The sequence below is a fragment of the Deltaproteobacteria bacterium genome, assembly GCA_005879535.1.
GTDB lineage: Bacteria > Myxococcota > Myxococcia > Myxococcales > 40CM-4-68-19 > 40CM-4-68-19.
Window position 1 is genome coordinate 27,451 of sequence record VBKI01000050.1, and the last position, 13,303, is coordinate 40,753.

Annotated in this window: 15 protein-coding genes; 12 read left to right on the top strand and 3 right to left on the bottom strand. The window is 69.5% G+C overall.

Translation table 11 applies throughout. The features are described 5' to 3' along the window. Positions 1-62: 62 nt before the first annotated feature. A complete protein-coding gene (locus E6J58_06025; GenBank protein ID TMB40084.1) occupies positions 63-926 on the top strand; it encodes a hypothetical protein in 864 nt (287 codons plus the stop codon). Positions 927-939: 13 nt separating this feature from the next. Here the strand turns inward: E6J58_06025 and E6J58_06030 are convergent, their stop codons facing one another. Further along, complete coding sequence (locus E6J58_06030) at positions 940-1,401, bottom strand: hypothetical protein (GenBank protein TMB40085.1); 462 nt, start codon at positions 1,399-1,401, stop codon at positions 940-942. A 49-nt stretch (positions 1,402-1,450) separates the two neighbouring features. On the opposite strand from E6J58_06030, the gene E6J58_06035 reads away from it, so the two are divergent. From E6J58_06035 to E6J58_06045, 3 genes are all read left to right on the top strand, one after another. Continuing rightward, positions 1,451-1,771: a Rieske 2Fe-2S domain-containing protein gene (locus tag E6J58_06035; protein TMB40086.1), complete on the top strand. Its 321-nt coding sequence runs from the start codon at positions 1,451-1,453 to the stop codon at positions 1,769-1,771. Positions 1,772-1,774: 3 nt separating this feature from the next. Then, a complete protein-coding gene (locus tag E6J58_06040; GenBank protein TMB40087.1) occupies positions 1,775-2,308 on the top strand; it encodes a molybdenum cofactor biosynthesis protein MoaB in 534 nt (177 codons plus the stop codon). A gap of 74 nt (positions 2,309-2,382) precedes the next feature. After that, entirely contained in the window at positions 2,383-3,177 is a 795-nt protein-coding gene (locus tag E6J58_06045) for a TIGR02757 family protein (GenBank protein TMB40143.1), read from the top strand. 6 nt (positions 3,178-3,183) lie between these two features. Here the strand turns inward: E6J58_06045 and E6J58_06050 are convergent, their stop codons facing one another. Further along, entirely contained in the window at positions 3,184-3,405 is a 222-nt protein-coding gene (locus E6J58_06050) for a hypothetical protein (GenBank protein ID TMB40088.1), read from the bottom strand. Positions 3,406-3,532: 127 nt separating this feature from the next. On the opposite strand from E6J58_06050, the gene E6J58_06055 reads away from it, so the two are divergent. From E6J58_06055 to E6J58_06070, 4 genes are read left to right on the top strand one after another with little or no spacing between them, the layout of a single operon-like run. After that, a complete protein-coding gene (locus E6J58_06055; protein TMB40089.1) occupies positions 3,533-4,156 on the top strand; it encodes a hypothetical protein in 624 nt (207 codons plus the stop codon). 59 nt (positions 4,157-4,215) lie between these two features. Further along, entirely contained in the window at positions 4,216-4,773 is a 558-nt protein-coding gene (locus E6J58_06060; protein TMB40144.1) for a (2Fe-2S)-binding protein, read from the top strand. Then, positions 4,770-6,989, top strand: a complete 2,220-nt coding sequence (locus tag E6J58_06065) for an aldehyde oxidase (GenBank protein TMB40090.1) — start codon at positions 4,770-4,772, stop codon at positions 6,987-6,989. Before E6J58_06060 ends, E6J58_06065 begins: the two co-directional genes overlap by 4 nt. Continuing rightward, positions 6,986-7,963 carry a 4-hydroxybenzoyl-CoA reductase subunit beta gene (locus E6J58_06070; protein TMB40091.1) on the top strand — a complete coding sequence of 326 codons (978 nt, stop codon included), beginning with the start codon at positions 6,986-6,988 and terminating at the stop codon, positions 7,961-7,963. Before E6J58_06065 ends, E6J58_06070 begins: the two co-directional genes overlap by 4 nt. On the opposite strand, the gene E6J58_06075 is transcribed toward E6J58_06070, so the two are convergent. Continuing rightward, entirely contained in the window at positions 7,946-8,782 is an 837-nt protein-coding gene (locus E6J58_06075; protein TMB40092.1) for a ferritin-like domain-containing protein, read from the bottom strand. The genes E6J58_06070 and E6J58_06075 overlap by 18 nt on opposite strands. 73 nt (positions 8,783-8,855) lie before the next feature. Between E6J58_06075 and E6J58_06080 the strand changes: the two genes are divergently transcribed. From E6J58_06080 to E6J58_06095, 4 genes are all read left to right on the top strand, one after another. Further along, positions 8,856-9,665 carry a hypothetical protein gene (locus E6J58_06080; protein TMB40093.1) on the top strand — a complete coding sequence of 270 codons (810 nt, stop codon included), beginning with the start codon at positions 8,856-8,858 and terminating at the stop codon, positions 9,663-9,665. Positions 9,666-9,910: 245 nt separating this feature from the next. After that, a complete protein-coding gene (locus E6J58_06085; protein ID TMB40094.1) occupies positions 9,911-10,645 on the top strand; it encodes a signal peptidase II in 735 nt (244 codons plus the stop codon). A gap of 26 nt (positions 10,646-10,671) precedes the next feature. Further along, complete coding sequence (locus tag E6J58_06090; protein TMB40095.1) at positions 10,672-11,955, top strand: TolC family protein; 1,284 nt, start codon at positions 10,672-10,674, stop codon at positions 11,953-11,955. Next, positions 11,952-13,298, top strand: a complete 1,347-nt coding sequence (locus E6J58_06095; GenBank protein TMB40096.1) for an efflux RND transporter periplasmic adaptor subunit — start codon at positions 11,952-11,954, stop codon at positions 13,296-13,298. The genes E6J58_06090 and E6J58_06095 overlap by 4 nt, the downstream gene beginning before the upstream one ends. Positions 13,299-13,303: the final 5 nt, after the last annotated feature.

The following is a 13,303-nucleotide window of genomic DNA, read 5'->3' on the forward strand; positions in this document are numbered from 1 at the left end:
TCGACCATCGGTCAGACAGCGGTCCCCTTCGCGGCGTTGTTCCAGGGTGGTACAGAGTCAGGATGTCGCTGCGCGGCCAGGCGCTGCAGGAATTCGACCTGCCCGTGGCACCGCAGCGCATCGACGAGCTCGCTCCCACGACGCCCGATTCCGAAGCCCTCCGCGTGCACGCTCCAGCGGGGCGATTCCTCCTCTTCTGCGGCGCCGGCGCGCTCTCGCTCGCATTCGAGGCCACGCTGTTCGACCTGCTCGCGGAAGCGCGCTATCCGGCGCCGAGGCCGCGCCGCGCGCGCCGCGGGTCGTTCATCGCGGTGCTCGGAGGGCAGCGCGCGGCGTCGTGCTACGCGTGGCCGCCGGGCGAGGAGCTCGTGGTCAGGGATGCGACGGTGCCGCAGGCGATGGAGGTGGGCAGGCTCCTGGCCCGCCTGCACCAGCTCGGCGAGACGCATCCGGCGGCGGTCGCCGACCCTTGCGACGCCCCGGCGCTCCTCGCGCGCTCGCCCTCCGGCCCCGAGCGGGAGGTGCTGGAAACGGTCATCCGCGAGCCGCTGCCCCCGCTTCCTTCGGGTGCCGGCCACGGCGGTCTCAGTCCGGCGCGGGCGCTGTTCATCGGCGACCGGTGCAGCGCGGTGCTTCCGTCCGGATTGTCCGGGTCCGGAGCGCTCGTCGTGGATCTGGCCGAGACCGCCGTCGGTTGGATGGCGGGAGCGAACCGGCCGTCCGCAGCGCTGCGCGCGCTGACCTCCGGATACCAGGCTTTGCGCCGGCTCCTGCCGGAGGAGAAGGACGCCTTCTTCGCGGCGCTTCGCTTTGCCGCCGCCCGGGACGGAGCGCGGCGCCTTGCCACCGGCCGCTCCGGAGCGCTGGACGCGCTGCGCGCCGTCGAATCCGTAGGCGAGCTGGAGGCGCGCGCCGCCGCCGGCTGAACCGGGGAGCGCCCTACAGTCCGGAGGCGATCTTCCACTCGCCGTTCAGGCGAACGAAGCGCATGCGGGCGTCGTCGCTCTCGCTCTTCCACTTCTCGCCGCTCGGCGTCGCCACCGCGTAGCGGAGGACCTGGAAGTAGTCGAGGCGGGCCTGCTCGCCCTTCACCTCGAGGTCCTTGATCGTCGCCTCCAGGCGCAGGCCGGTAACCTTCGACAGGTCGCCCTTCAGCCTGTCCTGGAGCGTGCCGTGATCGGCGGGGCCGATGCCGCGCGAGGGGTCACCCGGATCGGTGTAGTCCGGCGTGGCCAGCGCGAGGATGGCGGTCGGATCGCGCGCCTCCAGGGCCAGCTTGAATCGGCCGAACACGTCCAGCACGGCGCGGTTCTGCGCCGTGTCGCGGATGTTGGTTCCGGGCAGCGTCGCGTGGGAGCAGGCGGCGCCGATCAGGCAAGCGAGCGCGACTCCGAGTCTCATAGTCGCAGGATGTAGGCACAAAATGCGGATCGGTGGTAGCGAGAACGCGATGGAACGGTGGATCGACGTCGGTCCCGCCGATCTGATGGAAGGAGAGCTGCGAGGCCTGGAGGTCGGGGAACGGCTGGTGCTGCTCGCGCGCCATCTCGGCCGCATCACCGCGATGGACGATTCCTGCAACCACGCCGGGTGCCTTCTCTCCGGCGGCTGGATGCAGGACAAGAAAGGCGCGGTGGTGTGCCCCTGCCACGAGTACGCCTTCGAGCTGGGCAGCGGCCGGAACGTCACCTTTCCGCGCCTGTGCGACGATCAGCCGGTCTTCGAGGTGCGCGTCGAGCGCGGTCGCGTCATGATCCGTCTTCCGGAGTAAGCCATGCCGCACGACCACGCGCACGGCCACGGCGATGTGCCGCATCAGCACAAGGCTCGCGCCCCGGCGCACGCCAAGGTCTACGTCATCACCTGCTCGGATTCGCGGACGACCGAGAGCGACGAGGGCGGCCGCATCATCCGGGCGCAGCTCGCGGATGCCGGCCACGCGATCGCCGGTTCGGTCATCGTGCCCGACGAGCCGTCGCGGATTGCCCAGGAGCTCCAGCGCGCCCGCGAGGCGGGAGCCCAGGTCGCGCTGATCACGGGTGGCACGGGCATTACCTCCCGCGACAGCACGTTCGAGGCGGTGAGCGCCGCCATCGCGCGGCCGCTGCCCGGATTCGGCGAGCTCTTCCGGATGCTTTCCTTCGCGGAGATCGGCAGCGCCGCCATGCTGTCGCGGGCGGTCGCCGGCGTCAGCAAGGAGGGGCTGATCGTGTTCGCGATGCCGGGAAGTCCCGCCGCCGTCCGGCTCGCCTGCGAGCGGCTGATCCTGCCGGAGCTGGGGCATCTGCTCGAGGAGCTCGGACGGTGAAGAGCTGGGCGCGCGCGGAGCTCCTGCGTCCCGCGCTGGAGGCGCTTCTTCTGGCGACGGATGCGCCGGAGAGGATGCGCGGCGACCCGGTGGAGCTGCCGCACCAATACGCGGATGCGCCGGACGTGGAGGTGACGGCGCTGCTCTGCGCGGCGCTGGCGTACGGGCGCGTCGATCTCTTCAAGCCGCGCCTGCGTGTGCTGCTCGATGCGCTCGGGCCTTCACCGTCGCAGCTGGCGAGGTCGTCGGGGCCGAAGGAGCTGCTGCGGCGCGCGAGCGGCTTCTCGTACCGGATGACCGACGCGCGCGACGTCGCCTGCCTCCTGCACGGAGCGGGCGCCATCCTTCGCCGCCACGGATCGCTGGGGGCGTGCTTCACTGCACACTATCGGAAGCTGGGGACGGTGCGCGGCGCCCTCGGCGCATTCGTCGACGACCTTTGCGCGCCCGACTTCCGCCCCATCACCGGCCAGCGCGGGCCCACGCGGCGCCTCAAGCATCTGCTCCCACACCCCGATCGCGGCAGCGCCTGCAAGCGCATGAACCTGTTCCTGCGCTGGATGGTGCGCGGGCCCGACGGAGTCGACTTCGGCCTCTGGCGCGAAGTGCCGGCGGCGGAGCTGGTGGTGCCGCTCGATACACATGTCCACCGGATCGGCCGCTTCATCGGCCTCACCCGCCGCAAGGATCTCTCCTGGAAGACCGCCGAGGACGTGACCCGAAAGCTGCGCCTGCTCGACGCCGCAGACCCGGTCCGTTACGACTTCGCCCTCAGCCATCTCGGCATCAGCGGGACCTGCGCAGCCCGGAAGGATGCCCGTCGCTGCGCAGGCTGCCCGTTGAAGCCTATTTGCAGATACTGGGTTTGACCGCGGTCAGTCGACCTCGTGCGTCGGCTGGATCTTCGGCTTCTCCTCGAGATTGGGCTCTCGCCCCATTCCACCGCGCTGCTTCTCCTGATCGCGCTTCTCGATGTTCTTGCCCTGGCCCGGCCGTTCCTGGCCAACGCGCTGCGCATCGCGCTGCGGGGTGCCTTCGCCGAGCTCGCCTTCCTGACCGAGCGTGCCGCCTCGTTCCAATCCCTTGTCCTTTGGCATGGTGACCTCCTACGAAAATGTTCTTGGCTCGCTGCGTAACCGACAAGGCACGGTGGCGCGGGCGCCCGCCCGCCCGTAGCTCGCTGCAGCGCAGGCGCGGTGCTCACGTTTACGGAGGAGGAAGCCCATGAAGACCGTTCTGGCGATCGCCCTCTCGCTCGCGCTCGCGGCTGTCGCGGCGAAGGAGGAAATGCAGATCCGCAACCAGGGCGTGGTGAAGGCCAAAGTCTGGTTGGCCGCGGCGGACCTGGAAGGTGCGCGCGTCAACCTCCGCGTGTTGACGGCGTTGTCCAACGACGCGACGGCCTGGAACTCGCGCCAGGCGGGGGCGTTGCTCAAGGACGCCAAGGAAGATCTGACGACGGCGCGGACGCACGCGCGCAGCCTGAAGTCGCTCCGCAGCAAGGACGCGCCGGAAGACCTGACCCGGCTCGACGCAAACCTCGGAACCGCCATCGCGCTCGTCGACAAGCTTCAGGCGCCCGTCGCGCGCGGCGTGAGCCCGAAGGGGGCGCATACGCGCGCCGACAACACCATGCTCGGCGGGGCGGCGAAGGATCGCGGAATGCCGCCGGGAAAGGGCGGCGACGTCACCAGCGACTCCGGCCGGGGACAGCGCGGCGGCACGCCCGAGGTGCAGCAGCTTCGCGACGGCATCAAGGCGGCTTGGGAAAAGCTCGAAGAGGCGAAGAGCGATCTCGACAAGGTGGCCCGCGCCTACGACACGACGGCCAAGCTTCCGGAGCCGTAGTTGCCGTTGAGTTGGCGCGGGTATTGGCTTAAAGACCCCGCGTGCGTCCCTCGGTCTTCATACGTCTGTTTGTGAACGGCGAAGAGCACGCGCTCGCCGTGCCGGCGCAGCGCACCTTGCTCGAGGCGCTGCGCTACGACCTGGGGCTCACCGGGTCGAAGCAGGGGTGCGACAAGGGCGACTGCGGCGCCTGTACCGTTCTCGCGCACGAGCGCGGTGGCAAGGGCCGGGGCGAGGCGATCCTCTCCTGCATCACGTTGGCGCAGGACGCGCAGGATCTGGAGATCACCACCATCGAGGGCCTGGCGGGGCCACAGGGGCTCGATCCGGTGCAGCGCGCGTTCGCCGACTGCGGCGCGCTCCAGTGCGGCTTCTGCCAGCCGGGGATGATGCTGTCGGCGCGCGCGCTGCTCGACAAGAATCCCCGGCCGACGCTGCCGCAGATCCAGGAAGCCCTGAGCGGCAATCTCTGCCGCTGCACCGGTTACACCAAGATCTACGAGGCGGTGCAGGTCGCCGCCGGATTGCGGGAGCCCGCGCGGCGCGCCCCGGTTCCCTCCGAGCGGGCGGCGCCGAGCGACTCGAAAGCGCAAGTGGTCAAGGAGATCGTCCCGTGAGCATCGGCGCGCGCTTTCCCAAGTCGGACGGCGTCGCGAAGGCCGACGGCTCCGGGATCTATGCCGACGACATCTCGCTCCCGCGGATGCTGTACGCGAAGATCCTCCGCTCCCCGCACGCGCACGCCCGCATCCGCGGGATCGACCTCGGCGCTGCGCTGGCGCATCCGGGCGTGGTGGCGACGCTTGTCGGCGCCGAGCTGCCGGCAAAGTACGGCGTCATTCCCTGGACGCAGGACGAGACGGCGCTGGCGGTGGAGAAGGTGCGCCATGTCGGAGACGCCGTCGCCTGTGTCGCGGCGGTCGACGAGCGGACGGCGGACGAGGCGCTGGCGCTCATCCAGGTCGACTACGAGGTCCTTCCGGCGGTGCTCTCGCCCGAGGACGCTCTCGAGCATCCGGAAATCAAGGTCAACGAGAAGGCGAAGATCGGCAACATCACCAAGCACGTCCACCTCCAGTTCGGCGAGGTGGACGAGGCGGTCGCCTCGGCGGCCGCGGTGGCGCGCGAGACGTACCGGTACGCCGGCTCCACGCACGTCCCCATCGAGCCGCATTGCGCCGTCGCGCGCATCGACGCCGACGGCAACCTCACCGTCTGGAGCTCGACGCAGATTCCCCATTACGTGCACCGCGAGCTGTCGCGCGTGCTCGGGCTGCCCCAGAGCAAGGTGCGGGTCATCCAGCCGCTGTTGGGCGGCGCCTTCGGCGGCAAGAGCGACCCGTTCGCGCTGGAGTTCTGCGTCGCCAAGCTGGCGATGAAGACCGGCCGGCCGGTGAAGATCCTCTACACCCGCGAGGAAGTCTTCTACGCGCACCGGGGCCGGCACCCGATGAAGATGGACGTGACGCTGGCGCTGGACGCGGACGGCCGCATCTCCGCCGTGGACAACAAGATCCTCATCGACGGCGGCGCATACGCTTCGTTCGGGCTGGTCACCGCGTACTACGCGGGCCAGCTTCTGACCGGCCCCTACCGTTTCGGGACCTATCGCTTCGACAGCTACCGCATGTACACGAACAAGCCGCCCTGCGGTCCCAAGCGGGGTCACGGGTCGGTCCAGCCGCGCTTCGCCTTCGAGGTCGCGCTCGACGAGGCCGCCGAGAAGCTCGGGATCGATCCCATGGAGGTGCGGCGGCGCAACTTCATCGGCGAGTTCGTGGAGACGGTGAACGGCCAGAAGATCACCTCCAACGGCTTCCTCAAGTGCCTGGAGCTGGTGGAGAAGGCCTCGGCCTGGAAGGAGCGCCACGGGAAGCTCGGCCGCGGGCGCGGGCTTGGGGTCGCGGGCTCGATGTACATCAGCGGCACCGCATATCCCGTCTACCCGAACGAGATGCCGCAGAGCGGGGTGCTGGTGAAGCTGGACCGTTCCGGCCGGGTCGCGATCTTCAGCGGCGCCTCCGACATCGGCCAGGGCGTGAACACGCTGCTCTGCCAGATCGCCGCAGAAGAGCTGCACTGCGATCCGTACGACGTGACCGTCGTCGCCGCGGACACCGACCTGACGCCGGTGGATCTCGGCGCCTACTCCAGCCGCGTGACGTTCATGGTCGGCCTCGCCGCCCGCGAGGCCTGCCAGAAGCTGGCGGCGAAGCTGCGCGCGGCGGGAGGGTCCACGTTCGCCGAGGCGTGTCAGAAGGCGGAGGCGGCGGAAGGCGCGCCGCTGGCGGCCGCCGGCGGATACCGGACGCAGAAGCTCGGCGGCGACTACCGCGGCGGCACCATCGGCGCCTCCCCGGCGTACTCGTTCACCGCCCACGTCGCGGAAGTCTCGGTGGACGAGGAGACCGGCATCTGGAAGGTGGAGCGGATCTGGGCGGCGCACGACTGCGGCAAGGCGCTGAACCCGACGCTCGTCGAGGGACAGATCGAAGGCAGCGTCTACATGGGCGCGGCCGAGGCGCAGATGGAGGAGATGGTCTACAACGACAAGGGACTGTTGTTCGGACCGTCGCTCCTCGACTACCGCATCCCCACCAGCCTCGACACGCCGGATCTGGACTCGTACATCGTCGAGAGCAACGACCCCGGCGGCCCCTACGGCGCGAAGGAGGCCGGGGAGGGCCCGCTGCATCCGGCGATTCCGGCCATCGCCAACGCCATCCACGACGCCTGCGGGATCCGCATCCGCGAGCTGCCCTTCTATCCGCAGCGCATCCTCAAGCTGCTCCGCGAGCGCGGCCGCCGCGGCGAGGAGCGGGTCGCCTCATGATGACGCTGCCCGACCTGACCGTGCTGCGCCCCGCCTCGGTGGCGGAGGCGGTGGAGGCGCTGCGCGCGAACCCCGGGGCGCGGCTGCTCGCCGGCGGGACCGACATCGTGCCGAATCTCAAGTACGGCATGTACGACACGCGCCACCTCGTCGCCCTTCGCGGTCTCTCCCGGGAGCTGCGCTACGTGCGCGAGGAGTCAGGGGACGTGCTGCTCGGCGCGCTCTGCAACATCGAGGAGCTGGCGCACAGCGAGGTCGTCAAGGCGCGGCTTCCCGCGCTGGCCGACGCCTGCAGGCAGATCGCCGGCCCGCAGTTGCGACGGATGGGGACGCTGGGCGGCAACCTCTGCCTCGACACCCGCTGCGTCTACATCAACCAGACCTATTTCTGGCGCAGCGCCCTCGGCTTCTGCCTGAAGAAGGACGGCAGCCTCTGCCACGTCGTGGCGGGCGGACAGCGGTGTGTGGCCGCGGCCTCGAACGATACGGCGCCGGTACTGCTGTCCCTCGACGCCACGGTGAAGACGGTCTCGCCGCGGGGCGGCCGCGTCATCCCGCTGCGGGAGTTCTACCTCGCCGACGGCATCCACAACACGGTGATCGAGCCCGACGAGCTGTTGACCGAAGTGCGCGTGCCCGCGGCGGCGTCGCAGCGGAGGCAGGCGTTTGCGAAGCTGCGCACGCGCGCCGCCATCGACTTTCCCGCTCTGAACCTGGCGGTCGCGCTCGAGCTGGACGGCAAGTCGGTGCGCTCGGTGGCGCTCGCGGTGGGCGCGTTGGCGGCGCGACCGGCGCTGATCAAGGGCCTCGAGGATCTGCAGGGGCGTCCGGCCGACGCACGCTTTGCCGAAGAGCTGGGCCGCCGGGCGCACAAGCAGTGCAAGCCTCTCACGAACATCGGCGTCGATCCCGATTGGCGGCGTGAGATCCTGCCCGTGCTGGTGCGCAGGGCTACGTTACGGGCTCTGGGTTAGCCGCGGGCGCACCACGCCGGGATCGCGCAGGTACGTCTCCGTCAGCCGCTTTCTGGGCAAGAGCCGCAGCGGCGCGCTCACGATCGACGTGGCATACGCTTCCGCGACGGCGAGCGCCTTTGCGGCCGCGCCGAGCTCCGCCAACGGCTTCGTCAATACCCCCATCCGCAACAGCCGCCGTTCCGCGCAGGCGACCGAGAAGCGGAGGAACTCCGGAAGTTGCGAGAGCACTTCGTGCTCCGGCAGCCGCTTGCGCATGAAGCTCGCCAGACGGCGGACCGCCCACATCGAGACCAACGACAGCCCCAGCAGACGCCGGCGCAGCGCTGGACGTCCGCGGATCGCTTCCATCGTGCGCTGCTCGCCGAACTCGACGTGCCGCTCCTCCTGCTTGACGGCGCGGGAGAGGATGGCGCGGATCTCCTCGTGATCGACGGTGTCGATCACGCCGTACAGAGCCATCAGCACGAAGCCCTCGCCGAGCGCCATCTCCAGGCAGACGTGCTCCTCGAAGCTGCCGGGCATCATTCCCGTGCTGAGGAACCGCACCATGCGGTGCGCCGGCGCGGGCGGCTCGCCGAGCAGCTCGAGGATCCGGACGAAGTTCTCGACGTGCTGGAACTCCTCGACTGCCTGGCGGGAGAAGAAGCGGGCGGCCTCCAGGTCCGGTGCCCGGTACAGCCAGTGTCCGCACTGGATCCCCGTCACCTCGCCGTACAGGAACTGGTTCGTCATCCAGCCGAGCAGGCGCCGGTCGCGATCCGGGTGCAGCCGCGCTCCGCGGAAATCGAACGTCATCTCTTCCCGCGAGAGCAGCATGTGGGGAAAGTTAGCACGTGTCGGCGCCCGGCTCGGCACTTGCGGAGGCGCTGCTTAGGGGTACCATCCTGCGATGCGCAGGTTGCACGACGAGCTCCGCGAGATCCGTGTTCCCTCGGAACAGCTCGCCCGCTGGGCGCTCGAGACACCGGTCGCGTTGCAGGAGGCCACGGCCGTCGCGCTCGCTTTCCTGGTCCATGCCGAGCACGCCGCGGCGACGCTGCTGCCGGTGCCGACGCTCCTGCGCAGCGAGCAGGCCATCCTCGATCCCGACGGTTTCCTCCGGCAGCCTCGGGGCGCCGTGGAGCACTTCCGGCTGCGCGCCCACCGCGCCATCGCCTGGATGGACCTGTTCATCTTCTTCCGCGAGCGCTTTCCGGTTCCGGCGCAGCGGCATACCCCGGACGCGCTCTACAACATGGGCCAGCTGTTCGGCAGCCACGGCGACGAGGTGGAAGCGGCCGTCGACCTGCTCATCCGCGAGTGCGTGATGGCGGAGATCGAGGAGATCCTTTCGCGCACCTTGACCTACCCGCCACTGCAGATGCTGCTGCAGATCCTCCGGGAGACCGACCCGCAGCGCAGCGCCGAGGCGCGGCGCCTCGCCGCACCCATCCTGGGGGATCTCTCCGGCGCCCGGCTCTGGAAGGTGCGGACGCGGCTGGTCACCACCAGCACCCGCGCGCTGCTCGCCGCAAAGCCGTTGCTCGACGAGGTCGAGCGCGGGGGGCTGAAGGTTGACCGGACCCGGGCTGCGCGCGGATTTGCCCGCCGATTGGAAGAGGCAATCTCCGAATTGCCGGCTGCTTCGGTGCTGCAATCCATCCTGCGGCAACTCGCCGGATCTGCCGATGGCGACGCTTCGCGTCAGCCGCCCGCCTGATAGATTGGCTCAGCGCCCTCTCTCCGCGTAGATATGCCCCCGCGGGGGACCGAATTTCCACATGCTGGCGACGCCCGCCGCCATCAGGCAGAGGAGTCCGGCGACGAGCAACCAGATCGTCTGGCGCGGAGGAAGCAGCCGGCGCATACGTCGCCATCGTAACTCCGCACCGATTCGAAGTCACATCCCGCAAACGAAATAGCGGTGGGCCCGTGTCGTAGAGGCGGCAACCGCGGAGGTTTGTCTTGATCGTGTCGAGCGAAGCCGAGCTCCCACAACCCACGCGTGCCGCGCCGCCAGCCCTGGTGGCGTTGGTGGCGCCGGATTCCGGCATGGAGCGGCAGGCCAAGGTGGGCAAGGCGGGGCTGGCGGTGGCCATCGCCATCGCTTGCTCGCTGTTCGCGGCCTTTGGCCATTCCATGCGCGTCGACGCGCAGTCCGCGACGCTGCAGAAGCTGGACGCGGCAGGTCAGCTCGCTTCGATGAGCGACCGGGCCATCGAGGACGAGACGCGCAATGCCGAGCGCCTGTTCCAGGTGATGCGCGTCGCCTGGGGAGCGCTGGAGACGCCCGTCTTCCTTCTGCTCGGCGCGCTCGCCGTGGTCGTCCTGGTGTGGTTCCTGCGGGGCAAGGTGAAGGGGCGGGGAGTATTCCCTGTCGCGGCAGCTGTTCTTCTCCCCGGCGCCATCGCCAACCTGCTCGACGGCATCACGGCGCTACGCCAGGAGTCCCTGCCCGCGGGCCCAGCCGTCCTGACTCCGCGGAACGTCAGCGCGGTCCTTGCGGCCCTCGGGCACACGCTGTCGGGCGCCGCCCTGAAGCTCGGCAATGCAATCGACTTCTTCTCGCTCTGGGCCGCGGTCATGATGGCGTTTGGCGTGGCGGCGGTGGGGGACGTGTCCGCGAAGCGCGCGCTGATCGGGACGCTCGCCGCCTGGCTCTGTCTTCGGCTGGTCGTCAGCGTCGCAATGGGGGGATAGCGGTGGTCCGCGGATTCATCTTTGCAATGATTGTCTCGGCCGCTGCGGTGGCGCAGCCTCCTCCTCTCACCCTGGACGACGCGGTGAAGCTCGCGCTGCAGCGCAATTCGGATCTGCAGCGCCAGATCCTGCTCACCCTCTCGGCCGAGCAAGACCGCGTCATCGCCCGCTCCGCCGTCCTGCCCCGTCTTGACTTCAACGCGTCCGTCGGACGGACGCGACAGGGCGCCGGCGACGTCGTCGTCTCCGGCGTGTCTTTTCCGCAGTCGGCCTCGAACTTCAGCAGCGGCAGCGCCGGTCTCAATCTCCGCCAGTTGATCTTCGACGGCGGCAAGTGGTGGAACAACGTCTCGGCCGCCAACCTCGCCTTCGACGCCAACGTGGCGCAAGTCGATGAGCAGCGGCTGCAGATTACCTACCTGGTCGAGCAGCGCTTCTACGAGTTGGTGCGCGCACAGCGACAATTGCTGGTGCTGTCCGACGCGGCGAAGCGCAGCCGCGACCAGGCCGATTACACGCAGCGCCTGTTCGAGGGCGGCCGCGCCACGCAGGCGGACGTATACGCGGCGCGGGCGAATCGCGACAACGACGAAGTCACGCGGCTCGGCCAGGAGCGCCAGGTCGAGCTGGCGCGCGCCGACCTTTCCGTCGCTATCGGCCTCGATCCCGGGGCGCCCCTGACCGTCGCGGAGCCCCGCAACATGCTCGCCGCGCCTAATCAGCCTCCCCAGCTGCAACCTGCCGTCGAGCAGGCCCTGACCAATCGGCCCAGTCTCAAGGCGTTCGCGCTGACGGCTGAGTCCAACCGCAAGCTCGCCAGCGCGGCACAAGGCGATTATTGGCCGACGGTCTCGGTGAACGGTTTCTGGCAGCGCGGCACGCGCGATGACCTGAACAAGCTCTTCGAGACGCCCGCTCGCGAAAGCCAGGCCGGGTGGAGCTTCAACCTGAGCTGGAACTTGTTCAACGGCCTTTCGACCCAGGCCAACGTCCGCAAGGCGGAGCTCCAGACCGCGCTGGCGGAGAACGACCTGGCGAGCGGGCGGCGTGCAGTCGCCTCCGACGTCGAAAAGGCGGTGGCGCAGCTGGCAACAGCGCGCGCGCAGGTGCAGGTAGCGCAGCAGGCGGAGCAGACCGCGCGTGAAGGTCTGCGTCTTGCGCGCACGCGCCAGGAAGTGGGCGTGGGGACTCAGCTGGAAGTGCGGGACGCGGAGCTGAAGCTCACGCAGGCGCAGTTGAACGTCGTCGGATCACTGGTGGACGGCCGCGAGGCCGAGGCGGCCCTTCGCAGGGCACAGGGTGGAACATGACGAAGGGACGCTGGATCCTCGCCGGATTGGTGGTGGCGCTGGTGGGTTTCGCCACCGTGATGGGCTTGCGGCCGAAGGCGCCGCCGCCGGTGGAGGTGACCACTTCGGCGGCGAAGAAGGGGACCGTCACCCGGGTGGTGACGGCCGCCGGACACCTGCAGGCCCGCGAGACGGTGAAGGTGAGCAGCAACGTCACCGGCGACCTGCTCTCCCTGAGCGTGAAGGAGGGCGATCACGTCAACCGCGGGCAGGTGCTGGGTCAGATCGACAAGCGCTTCTACGAGACGCAGGTGACGCAGTTCCGCGGCGCGGTGGCCTCTGCGCGCGCGTCGATCGCCCAGATCGAGGTGGCCATCGAGCAGGACAAGCGCGACGTCGAGCGGATGAGGCGGCTGACCGACGAGAGGCTGGCGAGCGCCGCCGAGCTGGACAAGCTGGTGACGCAGCTGAAGATGGACGAAGGCCGCCTCGCCGCGCAGAAGGAGCTGGTGGCGCAGAACGTCGGCCAGCTGGAGACCGCGCTCTACAACCTCTCGCGCGCGACGCTGACGGCGCCCATCGACGGCACCGTCCTCGAGCTCAGCCACAAGGTGGGCGAGCGCATCCGCGGCTCCGACTTCTCCGAGGACGTCGTGATGCTGATGGGTGGCCTCGCGGACATGGAGGTCAAGGCGGAGGTCGGGGAGCACGAGGTCGTGGCCATCCACGTCGGCGACGACACGGCGGTGGAGATCGACGCCATTCCCGACAAGCAGTTCAAGGGGCACGTGGTCGCGGTGGGCAAGAACGCCCAGATCAAGAACCCCGGCACCGACGCGGAAGTGACCACCTTCTTCGTCCGCGTGGGGCTCGACGTTCCACCCGAGAGCGCGCTGCCGGGCATGTCCAGCGCGGTGTCGATCTCGACGGCCACGCACGACAACGTGGTGATGATCCCGATCCAGGCGGTCACCTCGCGCGAGGCGAAGAAGAAGGAGCAGAAAGCCGCGCCGCGCGAGGGCGAGATCAAGGTGGCCGACGCCACCACCACGACCGGGACCAGCGGGACGAACGGGGGGTACGGCAAGGACGATCCGCCCACCAAGGCGGCGACCGGCAAGCCCAAGCCGGTCAAGGTGGTCTTCGTGGTCGACAAGGACGGCGTGACGCAGATGCGCGAGGTGCAAACCGGCATCGCCAGCCGCACCGACGTGGAGGTGCTGAGCGGCATCGCCGAGGGCGAGACGGTGGTGGACGGCCCGTATCGGACGCTCGCCCGCGAGCTGCAGGAGGGCCAGAAGGTCAAGCCGCAGAAGCCCGGCCAGGGGGCCGGGGACAAGGGCCCTCAGGGCGGCCGTAGCTGATCAGG